This window comes from Pseudomonas sp. IT-347P (assembly GCF_949768005.1).
GTDB lineage: Bacteria > Pseudomonadota > Gammaproteobacteria > Pseudomonadales > Pseudomonadaceae > Aquipseudomonas.
In genome coordinates, this window is sequence record NZ_CATKPQ010000022.1 from 841,403 (window position 1) to 863,323 (window position 21,921).

The following is a 21,921-nucleotide window of genomic DNA, read 5'->3' on the forward strand; positions in this document are numbered from 1 at the left end:
AGCTAATTACTTAGCTTGAGCTTCAACCTGCGCTTCTACGCGACGGTTTACAGCGCGGCCAGCTTCAGTTTTGTTGTCAGCAACTGGGCGGGATTCGCCGTAGCCAACAGACTGAACGCGGGACGATTCAACACCGTACTGGTTGGTCAGAACTTGCTTAACGGCGTTTGCACGACGCTCGGACAGTTTCTGGTTGTAAGCGTCAGGACCGACGGAGTCAGTGTGACCTTCAACAGTAGTGGTGGTGGATGGGTACTGCTTCATGAAGTCAGCCAGGTTCTTGATGTCGCCGTAGCTGTTTGGCTTCACAACCGACTTGTCGAAGTCGAACTTGACGTCCAGCTCAACACGAACAACTTCAGCAACTGCTGGGCAGCCGTCAGCGTCAACAGTTACGTTGGCTGGGGTGTCCGGGCACTTGTCAACGTTGTCGCAAACGCCATCGTTGTCGCTGTCGGAGCAGACTTCAGCTGGTGCTGGGACTGGAGCAGCAGCAGGCTTGGAGCCGCCACCGAAGTTCACACCGATACCAACGCTAGGAGCCCACTCGGTGTCGCCCTGGTCGATGTTGTACTGAGCTTCAACGCCGGCACGGGCGTAGAAGTTTTCGGTGAAGTACAGCTTGGCACCAGCGCCAACGTTGGCGAAGGTGGAGCGGTCACGACCACCGGAACCGTTCTGACCGATGCTCTGATCGGAGAAACCAGCCGATACGTATGGACGCAGCATGTCGCCTGGGTTGTTGAAGTGGTACAGAGCGTCAAGAGCGGTGTTAGCGCCCTTGATGTTACGACCGTCGTCGGAACGCACGTTGTGCACTTCGTCGTAGCCCAGACGCAGTTCAACGTCGTCGGTCAGGAAGTAACCGATCGAGCCGCCGAACAGGTTGCCGTTGTTCTTGAAGTTACGAGCGCTGTCGAATTGTTCTTTCTTTGCGAAGCCTTCGATTTCAACTGCGCCTTGGCCTTGTGCCAGAGCGCCGAACGAAGTGGCGGCAATCAGAGAACCAATGGCCAAGCCCAAGGTGTTTTTCAGTTTCATCCGTTAAATCCCCATCTGGTGATTGTGAAGCAGTCCCGCAAACCGGGGGACAACTCGGCGGCAAGTCTATCAGAACTTGCCTACACGTAAGAGATATTTGCGCTGAACTAAGTTTCAGCAATGCCTGCAAATTTCTCACGCAATTTATCTAGAGCACGTTTGTAACGCATTTTTGTCGCACTCAAACCCATGTGCATGATGTCTGCGATCTCCTGAAACTCCAGCTCTGCGACAAATCGTAGCACCAGAATTTCGCGGTCAATCGGGTTCACATACACCAGCCAGCGATCAAGCCCGCCCTTCTCCTCGGGTTTCGGCGCCTTTTCTTCAGACGCTTCCTCGAGAGGGTCAAGACTCAATGCGTCCATCAAGCGACGCTTTCGCCGTTCCTTCCGATACTGCGTAATACATTCGTTGTACGTGATGCTGTAGAGCCACGTTTTGAACTTCGATTTCCCCTCGAAGTTCTTCAGGCCATACAGCACCTTCAACATGACTTCCTGACAGACATCGTCTGCGTCGCGATCGTTCCCGAGATATCTCGCACAAACGTTAAATAATGTCCGCTGGTAACGCCGCATCAGTTCTTCATAGGCGCGCGTTACGTGAAACAGCTCGGTATGCGAGCGCGCGACCAACTCCTCATCAGAGAGCTCGCGGGGGTCGTAGCGCGTGGATAGCGGTTGGGCTTTATTCAAAACAAGTCGTGCCGACAGTCAGGTCAATGTCCGCCGCAACCAGCATCAGCTGGCATTTTGCGGCGGCATACATTAGCAGGGTTTGCCGGATTAGCGGCTACTCACATGCTGTTCCAGCAGGATCCGATTGGAAAGAGAGACTAGCTCACCTTCATCGGTCAGCAATGTGGTTTTAACCGTGCCGATCTCCTCGATCTGGCCTTCGACCTCGCCAACACGCACTTGTTGCCCAACCTGATACAACTCACGCACATAGATTCCCGCAAGAATCTGACCGGCAATTTCCCGGCTTCCCAAACCCATGGCCAGCGCAACGGCCAGACCAACGGTAATCAAAACGATGACGATCACATGGTTCAGCAGGTCAGTCTTGACCTCAAGCTGACTGATCGCAACCGAAATGCTGATGATGATCACCAGCCCTTGTGCAATTCGCCCCAGCCCCGAAGCGTAGTCCAGGCCCACGCCTTCTGCTGCCCCGCGCACTAGCCCGTTGGCCAGTTGCGCGAGCAAGACTCCTACCAGCAACACCAGAGCCGCGCCGAATACTTTCGGCAAATAGAGCGCCAACATATCCAGCGTAGCTGAAACGCGCTCAAGGCCAAGGGATTCTGCTGCAGAAACCAGAAAAATCAGCAGGACGAACCAGTAAACGATTTTACCGATCAGGGTGGAGATCGGCACTTGCAGCCCGGCTCGCGACATCAACTTGGTCAGGCCGGTGCCGCCCATCAGGCGATCAAGGCCCAGTTTGGCGAGCAATTTGGACAGCAAGGTATCGAGCAACTTGGCCACGACGAAACCCAACAGCAGCACGACCAGTGCGCCAAACAGGTTGGGGATGAAGTTGGCGACTTTGGTCCACAACGCAGTCATTGCAGTGACGAGGCTCTGAGTCCAGAGATCAAGTTCCATATTCAATCAGCCTTATCAGCAGTGCGAGCAGTAGGTTTACGTAGACGGGAAACCGGCGAGACATGGGCCGATCCGTTATTCAGGGCGATCATCAGCGCGGGCAGCCAGCGGCCCAGCAGGCTGAACAGATCACCGGCGCCGACCTGGCGGTTGGCGGTTTTGAGCACGCGGCCCAGGCATGCATCGTCGTCGCGGCTGGACGGCGAGGCGTTGAGCATGTCGCGCAAAGACTGTTCAAACGGATCGTGCATACGCACCTCTCGTGATGTCTGTGAAAGACGCGGGCGGATTTGGCCGGGTCACATATGCCATCTTCACACCCAGCGCAAACGACGGAATAACCACCACTGACCGAAGGCCAGAGCGAGCACCGTCAAACAGGCAATCAGGAAACCATACGGGCTGCTGGCAAACGGAATACCGCCGACATTGATACCCAGCAGACCGGTGATGAAACTCATCGGCAAAAAGATGCAGGTGATGATCCCGAAGCGGTACATGGTGCGATTCATGCGCTCGCTCAAGCGCCGGTCTTCGGCCTCCAGCACAAGCCCCACACGCTCTCGGGTCAATTCGAGCTCTTCGAGATAGCGGGTCAGACTGTTGTTCAGCTCGTTCCAGTAATCGGCATCGTCATCGACAAACCATGGCAGTTTTATGCGTGTAAGTTGTCCGAAAATATCCCGCTGCGGCGCAAGAAAACGCTTTAGCCCGGCCGCCCGACGACGGATGTGCAAAATGGCACCATGTTCCGGAGTATACCGTTCGTCGGTATCCATCTTTTCTTCTTCCTCATCGGCGATTTCCGAGAGGCAAGTGACCAGATCCTGCACCTTGTTGGTGAGAAACTGCGCCAGATAAAGGATGAGTTCAGAGGAAGTTTTCGGGCCGTTGCCGTCCGCCAGTTGAGCCAGCAGCTCATCGGTGGCACGCAATGGCCGCAAACGCAGGGAGATCACCCGCTGGGCGGAAGCGAAAATCCGCACCGAGACCATGTCTTCCGGCTCTGCGCCCGGGTTGAGATTGACCCCGCGCAGAAACAGCAGCAGCTCGGCATCCGGCAGCGGCAACAGGCGTGGCCGGGTGTTCTCTTCCAGCAGCAGATCGCAGGTGAATTCACTGAGACCGCTGGATTTGCGCAGCCAGGTCCGGGTTTGCGGATGGCTGCGATCCCAATGCAACCACAGGCTCTCATGGGCCTGCAGCTGCAAATCGTCGAGCTCAGTCCGGGCTATCGAACGCGCGCCGCCTTTTCCGTCCAGCACCAGGGCATGCACCAGCCCCCACTGCGCGTTTTCTTCCTCGAACATCCTCATCCCTTTGTCGAAAAGCTTATTCAGGCATCTTCAACGGACTCGGCGAGACGATCACGCCGTTGTTGTCCGCATAAAGGTACTGGCCGGGGTGGAACGTCACGCCGGCAAACGTCACCGGGACGTTGAGATCACCGATGCCGCGTTTTTCGGTTTTCATCGGGTGGCTGGCCAACGCTTGCACGCCCAGATCGGTCTGCGCAATGACGTCGACGTCACGGATGCAACCGTAGATTACCAACCCTTCCCAGCCGTTCTTCGCGGCTTTTTCGGCAATCATGTCGCCCAGCAATGCACGGCGCAGCGAACCGCCGCCATCGACGACCAGCACCTTGCCATTGCCCTTGAGTTCAGCCTGTTCCTTGACCAGCGAGTTGTCTTCGAAGCATTTGATGGTCACGATTTCGCCGCCGAACGAATCCCGGCCGCCGAAATTGCTGAACATCGGTTCCAGCACCTGCACCAGTTCCGGATAGGCGTCGCACAGGTCAGGCGTGAGGTAATGGTTCATCGAAAAACTCCTGTAAAAAGGAAGACGATCAAGGATGCTGCATTCTGAAAGACGAGTTCCGGTGGTCGCTGTTTACCTTAGTCCATCCCATAGTCGCTGAACGAACCTGAACAAACCCTGAAACGTAATAGCTAAACCGCCACCAAAAATGACCAGAACCGCACAATGCGTCATATCTTAGCCGCAAGCCACCTCGAACGAAATGCCCTTTTCAGCGCTTCCCTCTCAGACCGCAGCGGCCAAATCAGGCTTCTCGCCCAGCAATGGCGATTGCTGATCGTTCAACCAGCGCGCCACCAACGGCCACACCTCAGCCTGCGCCGCTTTGCTCACCAACATCTCGACATGGCCGAAATTATCGTTGAAGCCTTGCTCGCGGCCCAGATTGATGAATTGCTTGTGCTCCGAGCCGATCTGCTCGAACAACTTGCGACAGGCCCAGGCCGGATCCTGGTGATCCCCTGCCGCAGTCACCGCCAGCACTGGCACTCGCACATCGGCCAGCCCTGCCCACCAATCCTTGTCCTTGTCGCCAAACCGGCCGAACAAGCCGTACCAGCGCATGCTTTCCAGCGCCAGACCGATCGGCTCATCTTCCGGGCCACGCTTGAGGCGTGAACCCGACAATTGCGCAAAGCGCTTGAGAATGAAGCGCCCGCTCCACTCCACCGGCGGGATCTTCAGCGGCCAGTAAGTACGGCTGACCTGGGTGCCGAAAAACGCTGCCGACGCCACGGCAGGCTCGCCAAGGTATTCGCCACCCAGCGCAGCCGCCAGCGTGATGCCACCCAGCGAATGGCCGATCCAGTGGGGAACCTGACCGCTCTGCTCACGTACGAACGCGGCAATCGCCGGCAGATCGTAACGGGCATAGTCGGCGACACGATTGCGCCGGTACTCCTCATTGCGCTGCGACAGGCCGTGGCCGCGCATCTCCGGAATCCACACATCGAACCCCAGGCGCGTCAGATACGCGCCCAAGCCCAGGCCTTTGGGAGAAAACCAGAAGCGCCGATTGGAAAAGCTGCCGTGCAGCAGAATCACCGGCACACCGCGAGGCGTCGAGTCATCGGCCATGCCCAAACGGGTCACAGCGATTTCCACGGACCAGTCGGGGCTGTTGCCGGGTTTCAAGCGATACACGTCTTCGCTCAGATCACCACGCCGTTCGGCGCTGATCAGGGCGACAGGAAACAGGTTGCTGCTGCTTTGCATAATGCTCTTGCACAAAAAAGGGCGGCATCCGGAGACCCCGCCCTGTTTGAATCATAAGGAGCCGAATCGTGAGGAGTGAGCCTGCTTGCGATGGCGGTGTGTCATTCGAATCGATGCTGACTGTCATGACGCTATCGCGAGCAGGCTCACTCCTACAGGGAGACGCGGCCCGTTCACATGTTGATCAAGCCGGGGCTTGGCCTTCGGCGAGGAAGAACCAGGTTTCCAGCACGGTGTCCGGGTTCAGCGACACGCTTTCGATGCCCTGCTCCATCAGCCATTTGGCCAGATCCGGGTGGTCCGAAGGGCCTTGACCGCAGATGCCGATGTACTTGCCGGCCTTGTTGCACGCCGCAATCGCGTTGGCCAACAGCTTCTTGACCGCCGGATTACGCTCGTCGAACAGGTGCGCGATGATCCCGGAGTCGCGGTCCAGGCCCAGGGTCAGCTGAGTCAGGTCGTTGGAACCGATCGAGAAACCGTCGAAGAATTCGAGGAACTCCTCGGCCAGAATCGCGTTGGATGGCAGTTCGCACATCATGATCACGCGCAGACCGTTGTCGCCACGGGCCAGGCCGTTCTCGGCGAGCAGATCGACCACCTGGCTGGCTTCACCCAGAGTACGGACGAACGGCACCATGATTTCGACGTTGGTCAGGCCCATCTCGTTGCGCACACGTTTCAGCGCGCGGCATTCGAGTTCGAAGCAGTCACGGAACGATTCGCTGATGTAACGCGAAGCGCCACGGAAGCCCAGCATCGGGTTTTCTTCTTCTGGCTCGTAGAGCTTGCCGCCGATCAGGTTGGCGTATTCGTTGGACTTGAAGTCCGACAGACGCACGATGACCTTCTTCGGCGCGAACGCGGCCGCGAGGGTGCTGATGCCTTCCACCAGTTTCTCGACATAGAAACCGACCGGATCGTCGTAACCGGCGATGCGCTTGTCTACGCTTTCCTTGATTTCCTGCGGCAGACCGTCGTAGTTCAACAGCGCTTTGGGGTGGACGCCGATCATGCGGTTGATGATGAATTCCAGACGGGCCAGGCCCACACCGGCGTTCGGCAGTTGCGCGAAGTCGAAGGCGCGGTCCGGGTTGCCGACGTTCATCATGATCTTGAACGGCAGCTCCGGCATGGCGTCGACGGAGTTCTTCTTGATGTCGAAGCCCAGTTCGCCTTCGAAAATGTAACCGGTGTCGCCTTCGGCGCAGGACACGGTCACGCCCTGGCCATCCTTCAGCAATTGGGTGGCATTGCCGCAACCGACTACTGCGGGGATGCCCAGCTCACGGGCGATGATCGCCGCGTGGCAGGTACGGCCGCCACGGTTGGTGACGATCGCGCTGGCGCGCTTCATCACCGGTTCCCAATCCGGGTCGGTCATGTCGGAAACCAGTACGTCGCCCGGCTGGACTTTGTCCATCTCGGAGACGTCTTTGATGATGCGCACTTTACCGGCACCAATGCGCTGGCCGATGGCGCGACCTTCAACCAGCACGGTGCCGGTTTCTTTCAGCAGGTAACGTTCCATGACGTTAGCCTGGGTGCGGCTTTTCACGGTTTCCGGACGGGCCTGCACGATGTACAGCTTGCCGTCGTCACCATCTTTGGCCCACTCGATGTCCATCGGGCAGCCGTAGTGCTTCTCGATGATCATCGCTTGCTTGGCCAGTTCGCTGACTTCAGCATCGGTCAGGCAGAAACGCGCGCGATCAGCCTTGTCGACATCAACAGTTTTCACCGAACGACCGGCCTTGGCCTCGTCGCCGTAGATCATCTTGATGGCTTTGCTGCCCAGGTTGCGACGCAGGATCGCCGGACGACCGGCCTCCAGCGTGCCCTTGTGCACGTAGAATTCGTCGGGGTTGACCGCGCCTTGTACAACGGTTTCGCCCAGACCGTAGGCGCCGGTGATGAAAACCACATCACGGAAACCCGATTCGGTGTCGAGGGTGAACATCACGCCGGCCGTGCCGGTTTCCGACCGCACCATGCGCTGCACGCCAGCCGACAGGGCAACCAGTTTGTGGTCGAAGCCCTGGTGCACGCGGTAGGAAATCGCCCGGTCGTTGAACAGCGAAGCGAACACCTCTTTGGCGGCGCGAATAACGTTTTCCACACCACGGATGTTCAGGAAGGTTTCCTGCTGACCGGCGAAGGATGCGTCCGGCAAGTCTTCGGCGGTGGCGGAAGACCGCACGGCCACGGCCACGTCAGGGTTGCCGGCCGACAGCGCGGCGAACGCGGTGCGGATCTCGGCATTCAGTTTTTCGGGGAATTCGGCTTCCATGATCCATTGACGGATCTGGGCGCCGGTCTTGGCCAGGGCGTTGACGTCGTCAACGTCGAGTGCGTCGAGGGCCTTGTGGATCTGGTCGTTGAGGCCGCTCAGTTCGAGGAAATCACGATAGGCCTGAGCCGTCGTGGCGAAGCCGCCGGGGACCGAAACACCGGCGCCTGCCAGGTTACTGATCATCTCGCCCAGGGATGCGTTCTTGCCCCCCACATGCTCAACATCGTGTTTGCCGAGCTTATCGAGGGAAACTACGTACTCTACCAAGGTGATCTCTCCACTAACTGTGTTGGAAAAGCTCAGAAACCGGCGGCCCGGGGGAGCCTTGGCCGGTTGTATGGCCTGGACCTGGAAAATAAGTGAGAATGCGGGCCAATGGCGGCCGACAAATCGCGCCTATCATATCCAAGATTCGTTACTAGCTTAAGGCCCAAGGTGCAAATGAAACGATCTGCTTTCTTCATCTCCGATGGCACCGGCATTACCGCCGAAACCCTGGGTCAAAGCCTTCTGGCGCAGTTCGAAAACATTACCTTCAGCAAATTCACGCGACCGTACATCGACAGCGTTGAAAAAGCGCGGGCCATGGTACAACAAATCAACAAAGCCGCTGAAACCGACGGCTTTCGTCCGATCATCTTCGACACCATCGTCAATCAGGACATCCGTGAGATTCTCGCAACGTCCAATGGTTTCATGATCGACATTTTCTCGACCTTCCTTGCCCCGCTCGAGCAGGAGCTGACCGAGCATTCTTCCTACACCGTCGGCAAGTCCCACTCGATCGGCCACAACTCCAATTACATGGAGCGTATCGAGGCGGTGAACTTCGCCCTCGACAACGACGACGGTGCGCGCACCCACTATTACGACAAAGCCGATCTGATACTAGTGGGCGTGTCGCGATGCGGCAAAACGCCGACGTGTCTGTACATGGCCATGCAGTTCGGCATCCGCGCGGCCAACTATCCGCTGACCGAAGACGACATGGAACGCCTGACCCTGCCAACGGCCCTGCGCGCCCATCAGCACAAGCTGTTCGGCCTGACCATCGACCCGGACCGCCTCACCGCCATCCGCAACGAGCGCAAGCCGAACAGCCGTTATTCGAGCTACGCCCAGTGCGAATTCGAAGTGCGCGAAGTGGAAAACCTGTTCCGCCGCGAGAATATTCCGCACATCAACTCCACGCATTTTTCGGTGGAAGAGATTTCGGCGAAGATTCTGGTGGAGAAAGGGGTGGAGCGGCGCTTCAAGTAGTGTTGCGGTGCCTGTTCTGGCGCCTTCGCGAGCAAGCCCGCTCCCATAGGGTTTTGTGGTGAACACAAATTTGTGAAGGCCTTCATGACCTGTGGGAGCGGGCTTGCCCGCGAAGGCGGTGGCACATTCAGCATTGATGTTGTCTGACACACCGTCACGATCTCCAGCGCCTGCGCTATCAGATGACAAACAGGTCGATGAATCGATTCACCGGCGTAGCTTCAAGCCGCGCCTGATCCTTGCACAACGTGAAAATCTCGCCGCTGCGCTGCCCCGTAAAACGTGTGGCCAGATTGGCCTTGAATTTGTCTTCGAGTAACGGAATGCCCTCGGCACGACGGCGACGATGACCAATCGGGTATTCGACCACGACGTTTTCGGTGCTGCTGCCATCCTTGAAAAACACCTGCACGGCGTTGGCGATCGAGCGCTTGTCGGCCTCCAGATATTCGCGGGTGAAACGCGGTTCTTCGACAATGACCATTTTCTCGCGCAGCACATCGATGATCGGATGCGCCTTGTGGAAATCGTCTTCGTACTGTTCGGCGACCAGGTTACCGAAGGCCAGCGGCACGGCCGTCATGTACTGGATGCAGTGGTCACGGTCGGCGGCGTTGGCCAACGGCCCGACTTTGGAAATGATGCGGATCGCCGATTCGTGGGTGGTAATGACGATCTTGTCGATCTCGTGCAGGCGATTGCGCACCTGCGGATGCAAGGTCACCGCCGCTTCGCAGGCGGTTTGCGCGTGGAATTCGGCGGGGAAACTGATCTTGAACAGGACGTTTTCCATCACATAACTGCCGAACGGCCGCGAAAAACTGAAGACGCGTTTATCCTCCGGTTTCAGCGCCAGATCGCTGTTGGTATGACTGAACAGCACGTCATAAAAGCCCCACTGCTTTGCCGTCAGAACCCCGGGAATACCCATCTCGCCGCGCATGGCAATGTCGGCCAGACGCACGCCACGACTCGTCGCATCCCCCGCCGCCCAGGATTTTCGCGAACCGGCGTTTGGTGCATGGCGATAGGTACGCAACGCCTGACCATCGGCAAACGCATGGGACAACGCCGACAACAGTTGCTCACGATTGGCGCCCATCAGTTTGGCGGTAACAGCGGTCGAAGCGACTTTCACCAGAATGACGTGATCAAGTCCTACGCGATTGAAGGAGTTTTCCAGAGCGATCACGCCTTGGATCTCGTGGGCCATGATCATCGCTTCGAGCACATCGCGAATCGTCAGCGGTGACTCACCGTTGGCCAGACGTTTTTGCGAGAGGTGATCAGCCACCGCGAGAATTCCGCCGAGGTTGTCCGAGGGATGGCCCCATTCGGCGGCGAGCCAGGTGTCGTTGTAGTCGAGCCAGCGAACGATGCAGCCGATGTCCCACGCAGCTTTCACCGGGTCGAGGCGATAGGAGGTGCCGGGAACGCGTGCGCCGAACGGGACGACGGTGCCTTCGACAATCGGGCCAAGGTGCTTGGTGCATTCGGGGAAGCGCAGCGCCAGCAGACCGCAGCCCAGCGTGTCCATCAGGCAGTTGCGGGCGGTATCGAGGGCTTCGGCAGAGGTGACTGTGAAGGTGAGGACGTAATCGGCGATGTCCTGCAGGACACCGTCGTAGTCGGGGCGGTTATTCAGGTCGACGTTGGCGCTCATTGCGGTTCTCCTGTGCGGAAATGATGAGTGGTGTGGTCTTCCTCAGGGCTTGGCTGGTTTGGTCCGGTTGATTGCAGGTCTGGGGTGCCTGCTCTTTTTGCGTTTCTTCAGGTGGTGAGGCCCCTCACCCTAGCCCTCTCCCGAGGGAGAGGGAACCGATTGGGGGGATGCTTCAAAGGTTCACCCAAGTGAACGATCTGCGCTGAATCCATCACCCATCAGATCAATGTACAACCCGAGACACCTCGGTCGGCCCCTGAATCCATAATCGACTCGATCTTTCAGGTCGATGTACTACTCCAGACACCTCGGTCGGCCCCCTCTCCCTCCGGGAGAGGGCTGGGGTGAGGGTAAAAAAGCTCAAATCAGAATGAATCTCCGGGGATACGCACGTAGCCTTCCATCAGCACGCGTGCACTGCGGCTCATGATGGCTTTCTTCACTACCCACTCACCGTTTTCCAGGCTGGCTTCGGCGCCGACGCGCAGGGTTCCGGACGGATGCCCGAAACGCACGGCATTGCGTTCAACGCCACCCGCCGCAAGGTTGACCAAGGTGCCGGAAATCGCCGCTGCAGTACCAATCGCCACCGCTGCCGTGCCCATCATCGCGTGGTGCAACTTGCCCATCGACAACGCCCGCACCAGCAGATCGACATCTGCGGCGGCAATCGCCTTGCCGCTGGACGCCACATATGCCGCAGGCTTGGCGACAAACGCAACTTTCGGCGTGTGCTGGCGCTTGGCGGCTTCATCCAGGTTCGATATCAGGCCCATGCGCAACGCGCCATACGCCCGAATCGTCTCGAACATCTGCAACGCTTTCGGATCAGTGTTGATCGCACTTTGCAGCTCGGTGCCGGTGTAACCGATGTCTTCGGCGTTGACGAAAATCGTCGGGATGCCGGCATTGATCATGGTCGCCTTGAACGTACCGACCCCCGGCACTTCCAGCTCATCGATCAGGTTACCGGTGGGAAACATCGAGCCACCACCGCCCTCTTCTTCCGCCGCCGGGTCCATGAATTCGACTTGCACTTCGGCCGCCGGAAAGGTCACGCCGTCGAGTTCGAAATCACCGGTTTCCTGCACTTCGCCGTTGGTGATCGGCACATGGGCAATAATCGTTTTGCCGATGTTGGCCTGCCACACACGCACCACCGCGACACCGTTGTGCGGAACGCGGCTGGCGTCGACCAGACCGTTGCTGATGGCAAACGAACCGACCGCTGCCGAGAGGTTGCCGCAGTTGCCGCTCCAGTCGACGAACGGCTTGTCGATGGACACCTGACCGAACAGGTAATCGACGTCGTGATCGGCCTTGATGCTTTTCGACAGGATCACGGTTTTGCTGGTGCTCGAAGTCGCGCCGCCCATGCCGTCGATTTGTTTGTCGTAGGGGTCGGGACTGCCGATCACGCGCAGCAGTAAAGCGTCGCGAGCCGGGCCGGGAATCCGGGCCGCTTCGGGCAGATCCTTGAGGCTGAAAAACACGCCTTTGCTGGTGCCGCCGCGCATGTAAGTGGCGGGGATTCTAATCTGTGGTGCGTGAGCCATATTGCTCCTTACCGAGAGCATGGGACTTGAAATCCCGTGCCCGCATCAATTGAATTAAACGGCAACCGCCGCCCCTTCAAGAAAGTCCTGAGCGAAGCGCTGCAACACGCCGCCGGCCTCGTAGATCGACACTTCTTCAGCGGTATCCAGACGGCAGGTCACCGGCACTTCAACGCGCTCGCCATTCTTGCGATGGATCACCAGCGTCAGATCCGCACGCGGTTTGCGCTCGCCGATCACGTCGTAGGTTTCGCTGCCATCGATGGCCAGGGTGTGACGGTTGGTGCCCGCCTTGAATTCCAGCGGCAACACGCCCATGCCCACCAGGTTGGTGCGGTGAATGCGCTCGAAACCTTCAGCGGCAATCGCTTCGACACCGGCCAGACGCACGCCTTTCGCCGCCCAGTCACGGGACGAACCCTGACCGTAATCGGCGCCGGCAATGATGATCAGCGGCTGCTTGCGTTCCATGTAGGTTTCGATGGCTTCCCACATGCGCATCACTTTGCCTTCCGGCTCGACACGCGCCAGCGAACCTTGTTTGACCTTGCCGTTTTCCACGACCATTTCATTGAACAGTTTCGGGTTGGCAAATGTTGCACGCTGCGCGGTCAAGTGGTCGCCACGGTGCGTGGCGTACGAGTTGAAGTCCTCTTCCGGCAGGCCCATTTTCGCCAGGTATTCGCCGGCGGCGCTGTCGAGCATGATCGCGTTGGACGGCGACAGGTGGTCGGTGGTGATGTTGTCCGGCAGTACCGCCAGCGGGCGCATGCCTTTGAGCGGACGGGCGCCGGCCAACGCACCTTCCCAGTACGGCGGACGGCGGATGTAGGTACTCATTTCGCGCCAGTCGTACAGCGGCGTGACTTTCGGGCCGGTGTCTTCGTGGACGGCGAACATCGGAATATAGACCTGACGGAACTGCTCAGGCTTGACCGAAGATTTCACCACGGCGTCGATTTCTTCGTCGCTCGGCCAGATGTCTTTGAGGCGGATTTCCTTGCCGTCCACCACGCCCAACACGTCCTTCTCGATGTCGAAACGAATGGTGCCGGCGATGGCGTAGGCGACCACCAGCGGCGGCGACGCGAGGAACGCTTGCTTGGCGTACGGGTGGATACGGCCGTCGAAATTGCGGTTGCCGGAAAGCACGGCGGTGGCGTACAGATCGCGGTCGATGATCTCTTGCTGAATCACCGGGTCGAGGGCGCCGGACATGCCGTTGCAGGTGGTGCAGGCGAAGGCGACGACACCGAAACCGAGCCGTTCCAGGTCAGCGGTCAGCCCCGCTTCGTCGAGGTACAGCGCCACGGTTTTCGAACCCGGCGCCAGCGAGGATTTCACCCACGGCTTGCGGGTCAGGCCAAGTTTGTTGGCATTACGCGCCAGCAGGCCGGCGGCGATGACGTTGCGCGGGTTGCTGGTGTTGGTGCAACTGGTGATGGCGGCGATGATCACCGCGCCATCGGGCATTTGCCCCGGCACGTCATCCCACTGGCCGGAGATGCCTTTAGCGGCCAGATCCGACACCGCAACGCGGGCGTGCGGGTTGCTCGGGCCGGCCATGTTGCGCACCACCGAGGACAGATCGAAGGTCAGACCGCGCTCGTATTGCGCACCTTTCAGACTGTCTGCCCACAGACCGGTGAGCTTGGCGTACTGCTCGACGAGCTGCACTTGCTGGTCTTCACGACCAGTGAGTTTCAGGTAATCGATGGTTTGCTGGTCGATGTAGAACATCGCCGCCGTGGCGCCGTATTCCGGGGCCATGTTGGAGATGGTCGCGCGGTCGCCGAGGGTCAGCGCCGCCGCGCCTTCACCGAAGAATTCCAGCCACGCGCCAACCACTTTCTGTTTGCGCAGGTATTCGGTCAGCGCCAGCACCATGTCGGTGGCGGTGATACCCGGTTGCAGCTTGCCGGTCAGTTCGACGCCGACGCTTTCCGGCAGACGCATCCACGACGCGCGACCAAGCATCACGCTCTCGGCTTCGAGGCCGCCGACGCCGATGGCGATCACGCCCAGTGCATCGACGTGCGGGGTGTGGCTGTCAGTGCCGACGCAGGTGTCGGGGAACGCCACGCCGTCGCGCACCTGGATCACCGGAGACATTTTCTCCAGGTTGATCTGGTGCATGATGCCGTTGCCCGGCGGGATCACATCGACGTTCTTGAAGGCCTTTTTGGTCCAGTTGATGAAGTGGAAACGGTCTTCATTGCGCCGGTCTTCGATGGCGCGGTTTTTCTCGAATGCCTGAGCATCGAAACCGCCAGCCTCGACGGCCAGCGAGTGATCGACGATCAATTGCGTCGGCACCACCGGGTTGACCTGCGCCGGGTCACCGCCCTGCAACGCGATCGCATCGCGCAGGCCGGCGAGGTCGACCAGTGCGGTCTGGCCGAGAATGTCGTGGCAGACCACGCGCGCGGGGAACCACGGAAAATCGAGGTCGCGTTTGCGTTCGATCAGTTGCTTGAGGGAATCGGTGAGCGTGGCCGGGTCGCAGCGACGCACGAGGTTTTCCGCCAGCACGCGGGAGGTGTACGGCAGGGTGTCGTAACTGCCGGGCTGGATCGCCTCGACCGCCGCGCGGGCGTCGAAATAATCCAGAGGGCTGCCGGGCAGGGTTTTGCGGAAGGCTGTGTTCATCGGGTCAGGACTCGGGTCACGGTGGTTGCAAAGGGTGGGCGCGACACCGGCAATGAATTCAAATCGGTCAAATGTGGGAGGGGGCTTGCTCCCGAATGCGGAGTGTCATTCAACGAATGTGTCGACTGATACACCGCTTTCGCGAGCAAGCCCGCTCCCACATGGGTTTCCGGTTTATCCAGTTACCTGTGTGGCAGCCTCACCATTTCAGCGATGTTCGATTGGCACGAACTTGCGCTGTTCAACGCCGACGTACTCGGCGCTTGGACGGATGATGCGGTTGTTGGCGCGCTGTTCGAACACATGCGCGGCCCAGCCGGTCAGGCGCGAGCAGACGAAGATCGGCGTGAACAGCTTGGTCGGAATACCCATGAAGTGGTACGCCGAGGCATGGTAGAAGTCAGCGTTGGGGAACAGTTTTTTCTGCTCCCACATGGTCTTGTCGATGGCTTCGGAAACCGCGAACAACACCTTGTCACCGACCTCGTCCGCAAGCTTTTTCGACCAGCCCTTGATCACCTCATTGCGCGGATCGCTGTCCTTATAGATCGCGTGGCCGAAGCCCATGATCTTGTCCTTGCGCTCGAGCATGCCGAGGGTGCCTTTGATCGCCTCTTCCGGCGACGCGAAGCGCTCGATCATTTCCATTGCCGCTTCGTTGGCGCCGCCGTGCAGCGGGCCGCGCAGCGAACCGATGGCCGCGGTGACGCAGGAATACAAATCGGACAACGTTGAGGCGCAAACGCGCGCGGTGAAGGTCGACGCGTTGAATTCGTGTTCGGCGTAAAGGATGAGCGAGACGTTCATCACTTTGACGTGCAGTTCGCTCGGCTTCTTGTCGTGCAACAGGTGCAGGAAGTGGCCGCCGATGGTCGGCTCGTCGCTCACGCAGTTGATGCGTTTGCCGTCATGGCTGAAGCGATACCAGTAGCACATGATCGCCGGGAACGCGGCGAGCAAGCGGTCAGTCTTGTCGCGCTGTTCGGAGAAGTCTTTCTCCGGTTCGATGTTGCCGAGGAACGAGCAACCGGTGCGCATCACGTCCATCGGATGGGCGTCGGCGGGGATGCGTTCGAGCACTTCTTTCAGCGCTGGCGGCAGGTCACGCAGCTTGCTCAGTTTGCCTTGGTATTCGGCGAGTTGCGCTTTCGTCGGCAACTCGCCGTAGAGCAGCAGGTACGCGACTTCCTCAAATTGCGCATCGGCTGCGAGTTCACGCACGTCGTAGCCGCGATAGGTCAGCCCGGCACCGGCCTGGCCCACGGTGGACAGTGCGGTCTGCCCGGCGACCTGGCCACGGAGCCCGGCGCCACTGAGTACTTTTGCTTCGGCCATTGTGTTCTCCAATCTTTTTGAATTTGTATGGGGAAACGTGTGGGAGCGGGCTTGCTCGCGAAGGTGGCTGGCACACCTCGGTGCATCAGGGACACCGCGTTATCGTTGGCGTCCTTCGCGAGCAGGCTCGCTCCCACAGGGTTTTATTCAGCCTTTCTTTTGTGCAAACAACGCATCGAGCTTCTGCTCGAAGGTGTGGTAGTCGATGCGATCGTAAAGCTCCATGCGAGTCTGCATGGTGTCGATGACATTCTGCTGCGTGCCGTCGCGGCGGATCGCGGTGTAGACGTTTTCCGCAGCCTTGTTCATCGCACGGAACGCCGACAGCGGATACAGCACCAGCGACACGTCGGCGCCGGCCAGTTGCTCGGTGGTGTAGAGCGGCGTCGCGCCGAACTCGGTGATGTTGGCCAGAATCGGCGCTTTCACACGGTTGGCGAACAGCTTGTACATTTCCAGCTCAGTGATCGCTTCCGGGAAGATCATGTCAGCGCCAGCCTCAATGCACGCCGCTGCGCGATCGAGTGCCGATTCCAGACCTTCCACCGCCAGCGCATCGGTACGCGCCATGATCACGAAGCTGTCATCGGTGCGGGCATCGACGGCGGCTTTGATGCGATCGACCATTTCCTGCTGACTGACGATTTCTTTGTTCGGACGGTGGCCGCAGCGCTTGGCGCCGACCTGATCCTCGATGTGAATCGCCGCCGCGCCGAACTTGATCATCGATTTGACGGTGCGCGCGACGTTGAACGCCGACGAACCAAAACCGGTGTCGACGTCGACCAGCAGCGGCAGATCGCAAACGTCGGTAATGCGGCGCACGTCGGTCAACACGTCATCCAGGCCGGTGATGCCCAGATCCGGCACGCCGAGCGAACCTGCGGCCACCCCGCCACCGGACAGGTAGATCGCCTTGAAACCGGCACGCTTGGCCAGCAGCGCGTGGTTGGCGTTGATTGCGCCGACCACCTGCAATGGATGCTCGCTGGCGACCGCATCGCGGAAACGCTGGCCTGGAGTGTTCAGGTTGGAACTCATGACTCACCTCTTTCAGTGGCTGTCTTATTGGGGGCGCCGTCTTGGTAATGACGGGCGATGTTGCGTTTCGAGGCGCCGATGTGCCGGCGCATCAACAATTCCGCGAGTTCGCCGTCACGGTCGGCGATGGCATCGAGAATCCGGTGGTGTTCGGCGAAGGCCTGGCGCGGGCGGTTCGGTGTGGTGGAAAACTGGATGCGGTACATGCGCACCAGTTGATACAACTCGCCGCAGAGCATCTGCGTCAGCGTGCGGTTGCCGCTGCCCTGAATGATCCGGTAATGAAAATCGAAATCGCCTTCCTGCTGGTAATAGCCGACGCCAGCCTGAAACGCTGCGTCGCGCTCGTGGGTTTCCAGCACCCGGCGCAGCTCGTCGATTTCTTCGACGCTCATGCGTTCGGCTGCCAGACGGCAGGCCATGCCTTCGAGGGATTCGCGGATTTCGTAGAGTTCGAGCAATTCGGCATGGCTGAGCGACACCACCCGCGCACCGACGTGCGGTACACGCACCAGCAGACGCTGGCCTTCCAGACGGTGGATGGCCTCACGCAAAGGCCCCCGGCTGATGCCGTAGGTGCGCGCCAGCTCCGGTTCGGAGATTTTGCTGCCCGGGGCGATCTCGCCTTTGACGATGGCCGCCTGAATGCGTCGGAAGACATTTTCCGAAAGCGTCTCGGAATCGTCGCCACTGATGACCGGGGGATCGAGTTGATCCAGCATGATTGTCGACACCTTTAAATCCAATGCGGCAAAAACTAGCCAATTCGCCTGCATCAGTCAAAGGATAAATAGACATTGTCGACAATCGTCTAATAACAGCTTCTGACATCCCCAAGGGTTATAGACCGGTGCGGGCGCTGGCGCCATAAAACCACCGTGCTAGAATGCCGCCCGCATTTGCTGGCCATTTGTACGGCTTGTCATAAAAAGCTGCCAGGCACACGAAGGGCCTTGCGCAAGTTTTGCCAAGGGCCTGAACCGAAAACGGAACGCTGCGCACCAGGATTTATGAGACTCAAGCCTTTTCCCACATTCTTTGCCCTGTTTTGCCTGCCCGGCCTTGCCGCCGCGGGGGAAAAAACCGTGTACGGCCTCAACGAATACGCTTCGCTTGACGGCATCAATCTGGAAGTCGCGGCCAAACTCGACACCGGGGCGAAAACCGCCTCGCTGAGCGCCCGCGACATCAAACGCTTTAAACGCAACGGTGAGTCCTGGGTACGTTTCTACCTGGCCATCGACGCCGCGCATTCGCACCCGATCGAACGGCCACTGGCGCGGGTCAGCAAGATCAAGCGCCGCGCCGGCGACTACGACCCGGAAGAAGGCAAGAAGTACACCGCCCGTCCGGTGATCGAGCTGGATATCTGCATGGGATCAGCAATGCGCAGCATCGAAGTGAACCTGACCGACCGAAGTGCGTTCCAATACCCGCTTTTGATCGGCTCCGAGGCGCTTAAACGCTTCGACGCGCTGGTCGACCCCAGTCTTAAATACGCTGCCGGCAAACCCGCCTGCACCATCGCCGCTCATACCGCCGAGTAATTTCCATGCGTTCTCTAACCTTCCACCTGAAAATCCTGATCACCATTCTGGTGCTCCTGGGCGTTTCGGTTACGGCCTATCAGATTTTCGTGCTCGGCATTCCGGTGACCGAAGATGCGACCGACGATTTGTGGAACATCGACGCCAAGGTCGAGTTCGTCGCCAGCACCAAGGATCCGGTGAAGATCCAGATGTTCGTGCCACCGTTGAGTCGCGACTACGTCAGCCTCAACGAGAGTTTTATTTCCAATAACTACGGCGTCGCCGTGAACCGCGTCGACGGCAACCGCAAGGTCACCTGGTCGGCGCGCCGGGCCAAGGGCAACCAGACGCTGTATTACCGTCTGGTGCTGACCAAGCGTTACACCGCAGAAAAATCCAAGATCAAAGGCCCGACCTTCCGCGACAGCATGGCCATCGAAGGCCCGGAGAAAATCGCCGCCGAAGCCCTGCTCGCGCCGATCCGCCAGCACTCCGCCGACGTCGAAACCTTTATTGGCGAGGCGATCAAACGCGTCAACAATCTCAACGACGACAATGTGAAACTGCTGCTGGCCGGCGATCCGTCGACGCCGCACAAAGCCAAAATCGTCGAACTGCTGCTGTCCATCGCCCATGTGCCGGTGGAAAAAGTCCACACCATCCGCCTCGTCGCCGATCAGCCGCAAATGCCTGAACTGTGGCTGCGCAGCTTCAACGGCAACGACTGGCTGTACTTCAACCCGGAAACCGGTGAACAAGGCCTGCCGACCGACCGCCTGCTGTGGTGGACCGGCGATGAAAACCTGATCACCGTCGACGGCGGCAAGAAAGCCAACGTGACTTTCAGCCTGAACAACAGCGAGATGAACGCGATTCGTCTGGCCAAGCTGACTGACGAAAACACCGACGCCAATTTCCTCGAATACTCGCTGTACGGCTTGCCGCTGCAGACTCAGCAGACGTTCATGATCATGGTGATGATCCCGATCGGCGTGCTGGTGATCCTGATCCTGCGCAACCTGATCGGCCTGCAGACACTCGGCACGTTCACCCCGGTGCTGATCGCCCTCGCCTTCCGCGAAACGCAATTGGGCTTCGGCATTCTGCTGTTTACCGTGATCACGGCGCTGGGTCTGTCGCTACGGTCGTACCTGGAACACCTCAAGCTGCAAATGCTGCCGCGACTCTCGGTGGTGCTGACCTTTGTCGTGGTGTTGATCGCGGCGATCAGTCTGTTCAGTCATAAGCTCGGTCTGGAGCGCGGCTTGTCTGTTGCGCTGTTCCCGATGGTGATTCTGACCATGACCATCGAACGCCTGTCGATCACTTGGGAAGAGCGCGGTGCCAGCCATGCGATGAAAGTCGCCATTGGTACGCTGTTCGCGGCATCTTTGGCGCACCTGATCATGACCGTGCCTGAGCTGGTGTACTTTGTGTTCACCTTCCCGGCGATTCTGCTGATTCTGGTCGGTTTCATGCTGGCGATGGGTCGTTATCGCGGCTACCGCCTGACCGAACTGGTGCGTTTCAAGGCTTTCCTGAAGAAGGCTGACGCCTGATGTTCGGTTTCTGGAAGACCTGGAAGGCTCTGGAGGCGCGGGGCATCATGGGCATCAATCGGCGTAACGCCGACTACGTGCTCAAGTACAACAAGCGCAGCCTGTACCCGATCGTCGATGACAAGATCATCACTAAGGAGCGCGCCATCGAGGCCGGCATTCACGTGCCGGAACTGTATGGCGTGATCTCCACCGAGAAGGAAATCGACAAGCTCGACGAGATCATCGGCGGGCGCAGCGACTTCGTGATCAAACCGGCCCAAGGCGCTGGCGGCGACGGCATCATCGTGATTGCCGACCGCTTCGAGGGCCGCTATCGCACGGTGTCGGGCAAGATCCTCGCTCATGAAGAGCTGGAGCATCACATCTCGAGCATCCTCACCGGTTTGTATTCGCTGGGCGGCCATCGCGACCGCGCCTTGATCGAATACCGCGTGACTCCGGATCAGATCTTCAAGAGCATCAGTTACGAAGGCGTGCCGGACATCCGCATCATCGTGTTGATGGGCTACCCGGTGATGGCCATGTTGCGTTTGCCGACCCGACAGTCCGGCGGCAAGGCCAACCTGCACCAGGGCGCCATCGGTGTCGGTGTCGATCTGGCCACCGGCCTGACCCTGCGCGGCACCTGGCTGAACAACATCATCACCAAACACCCCGACACCACCAACGCGGTGGACGGCGTGCAACTGCCCTACTGGGACGGTTTCATGAAGCTCGCCGCTGGCTGCTATGAGTTGTGCGGGTTGGGCTATATCGGTGTGGACATGGTGCTGGATCAGGAGAAAGGTCCGCTGATTCTGGAATTGAATGCGCGACCGGGGCTGAATATCCAGATCGCCAACGACTGTGGGCTGACCTTGCGTACGCATGCGGTGGAAGCGCGACTGGAAGAGCTGAAGGCGCGTGGGGTGACGGAATCGGTTGAAGAGCGCGTGGCGTTTACTCAGGAGATGTTTGGGCATATTCCTGCTGTGGAAGGCTGAATAAACCCTCACCCTAACCCTCTCCCAGAGGGAGAGGGGACTGACCGAGGTGGATGTTGGAGGTACGCCGACCTGAAAGTCTTGATTCGAACTCAGGCCTTGAAAGCATGAAGATCGGCTCCCTTTCCGAAATTTCGAGTCAAACTCAGGCTTTGAAAAGCATGAAGATCTGCTCCCTTTCCGAAATTTCGAGTCAAACTCAGGCTTTGAAAAGCATGAAGATCTGCTCCCTTTCCGAAATTTCGAGTCAAACTCGGGCTTTGAAAAGCATGAAGATCTGCTCCCTTCCCGAAATTTCGAGTCAAACTCGGGCTTTGAAAAGCATGAAGATCTGCTCCCTTCCAGAAATTTCGAGTC

18 protein-coding genes are annotated in these 21,921 nt (G+C 59.0%); 4 read left to right on the plus strand and 14 right to left on the minus strand.

Features of this window, described 5'->3' with window-relative positions:
* Positions 1–6: 6 nt before the first annotated feature.
* The 8 genes from ACM6IV_RS12585 to ppsA form a co-directional block, all read right to left on the minus strand.
* Positions 7–1,041: an OmpA family protein gene (locus tag ACM6IV_RS12585; RefSeq protein WP_103303880.1), complete on the minus strand. Its 1,035-nt coding sequence runs from the start codon at positions 1,039–1,041 to the stop codon at positions 7–9.
* 107 nt (positions 1,042–1,148) lie between these two features.
* Positions 1,149–1,739: an RNA polymerase sigma factor SigX gene (gene sigX, locus ACM6IV_RS12590; protein WP_016773832.1), complete on the minus strand. Its 591-nt coding sequence runs from the start codon at positions 1,737–1,739 to the stop codon at positions 1,149–1,151.
* A 90-nt stretch (positions 1,740–1,829) separates the two neighbouring features.
* Positions 1,830–2,654, minus strand: a complete 825-nt coding sequence (locus ACM6IV_RS12595; protein WP_007916401.1) for a mechanosensitive ion channel family protein — start codon at positions 2,652–2,654, stop codon at positions 1,830–1,832.
* A gap of 2 nt (positions 2,655–2,656) precedes the next feature.
* Positions 2,657–2,905: a hypothetical protein gene (locus tag ACM6IV_RS12600; RefSeq protein ID WP_008076827.1), complete on the minus strand. Its 249-nt coding sequence runs from the start codon at positions 2,903–2,905 to the stop codon at positions 2,657–2,659.
* Between the two features lie 63 nt (positions 2,906–2,968).
* Entirely contained in the window at positions 2,969–3,964 is a 996-nt protein-coding gene (locus ACM6IV_RS12605) for a zinc transporter ZntB (protein WP_414870226.1), read from the minus strand.
* Positions 3,965–3,986: 22 nt separating this feature from the next.
* Positions 3,987–4,478 (minus strand): ribonuclease E activity regulator RraA, encoded by a 492-nt coding sequence (rraA, locus tag ACM6IV_RS12610; RefSeq protein ID WP_414870227.1) that lies wholly within the window; start codon positions 4,476–4,478, stop codon positions 3,987–3,989.
* Between the two features lie 225 nt (positions 4,479–4,703).
* The gene (locus tag ACM6IV_RS12615; protein WP_414870228.1) at positions 4,704–5,693 is read right to left on the minus strand and encodes an alpha/beta fold hydrolase; all 990 of its coding nucleotides are present in this window, start codon (positions 5,691–5,693) and stop codon (positions 4,704–4,706) included.
* 184 nt (positions 5,694–5,877) lie between these two features.
* Positions 5,878–8,253: a phosphoenolpyruvate synthase gene (gene ppsA / locus ACM6IV_RS12620; RefSeq protein ID WP_414870229.1), complete on the minus strand. Its 2,376-nt coding sequence runs from the start codon at positions 8,251–8,253 to the stop codon at positions 5,878–5,880.
* Positions 8,254–8,427: 174 nt separating this feature from the next.
* Between ppsA and ACM6IV_RS12625 the strand changes: the two genes are divergently transcribed.
* The gene (locus tag ACM6IV_RS12625) at positions 8,428–9,246 is read left to right on the plus strand and encodes a pyruvate, water dikinase regulatory protein (protein ID WP_016773826.1); all 819 of its coding nucleotides are present in this window, start codon (positions 8,428–8,430) and stop codon (positions 9,244–9,246) included.
* A 178-nt stretch (positions 9,247–9,424) separates the two neighbouring features.
* On the opposite strand, the gene prpD is transcribed toward ACM6IV_RS12625, so the two are convergent.
* The 6 genes from prpD to ACM6IV_RS12655 all read right to left on the minus strand — a co-directional run bounded on the left by prpD (position 9,425) and on the right by ACM6IV_RS12655 (position 18,209).
* A complete protein-coding gene (gene prpD / locus ACM6IV_RS12630; protein ID WP_414870230.1) occupies positions 9,425–10,909 on the minus strand; it encodes a 2-methylcitrate dehydratase in 1,485 nt (494 codons plus the stop codon).
* A gap of 365 nt (positions 10,910–11,274) precedes the next feature.
* Complete coding sequence (gene prpF / locus ACM6IV_RS12635; protein WP_414870231.1) at positions 11,275–12,465, minus strand: 2-methylaconitate cis-trans isomerase PrpF; 1,191 nt, start codon at positions 12,463–12,465, stop codon at positions 11,275–11,277.
* Between the two features lie 54 nt (positions 12,466–12,519).
* Positions 12,520–15,114 carry a Fe/S-dependent 2-methylisocitrate dehydratase AcnD gene (gene acnD, locus ACM6IV_RS12640; RefSeq protein ID WP_414870232.1) on the minus strand — a complete coding sequence of 865 codons (2,595 nt, stop codon included), beginning with the start codon at positions 15,112–15,114 and terminating at the stop codon, positions 12,520–12,522.
* Positions 15,115–15,321: 207 nt separating this feature from the next.
* Entirely contained in the window at positions 15,322–16,449 is a 1,128-nt protein-coding gene (gene prpC / locus ACM6IV_RS12645; RefSeq protein WP_414870233.1) for a 2-methylcitrate synthase, read from the minus strand.
* Positions 16,450–16,596: 147 nt separating this feature from the next.
* Entirely contained in the window at positions 16,597–17,490 is an 894-nt protein-coding gene (gene prpB / locus ACM6IV_RS12650; RefSeq protein ID WP_093431754.1) for a methylisocitrate lyase, read from the minus strand.
* The gene (locus tag ACM6IV_RS12655) at positions 17,487–18,209 is read right to left on the minus strand and encodes a GntR family transcriptional regulator (protein WP_178120942.1); all 723 of its coding nucleotides are present in this window, start codon (positions 18,207–18,209) and stop codon (positions 17,487–17,489) included. The genes prpB and ACM6IV_RS12655 overlap by 4 nt, the downstream gene beginning before the upstream one ends.
* 291 nt (positions 18,210–18,500) lie before the next feature.
* On the opposite strand from ACM6IV_RS12655, the gene ACM6IV_RS12660 reads away from it, so the two are divergent.
* Genes ACM6IV_RS12660 through ACM6IV_RS12670 form a run of 3 tightly spaced genes read left to right on the plus strand, consistent with a single transcriptional unit; the run spans position 18,501 to position 21,564 of the window.
* Positions 18,501–19,037, plus strand: a complete 537-nt coding sequence (locus tag ACM6IV_RS12660; protein ID WP_016983749.1) for an ATP-dependent zinc protease — start codon at positions 18,501–18,503, stop codon at positions 19,035–19,037.
* A gap of 5 nt (positions 19,038–19,042) precedes the next feature.
* Complete coding sequence (locus ACM6IV_RS12665; protein WP_414870234.1) at positions 19,043–20,578, plus strand: inactive transglutaminase family protein; 1,536 nt, start codon at positions 19,043–19,045, stop codon at positions 20,576–20,578.
* A complete protein-coding gene (locus ACM6IV_RS12670; RefSeq protein WP_116032244.1) occupies positions 20,578–21,564 on the plus strand; it encodes an alpha-L-glutamate ligase-like protein in 987 nt (328 codons plus the stop codon). Before ACM6IV_RS12665 ends, ACM6IV_RS12670 begins: the two co-directional genes overlap by 1 nt.
* Positions 21,565–21,921 lie beyond the last annotated feature (357 nt).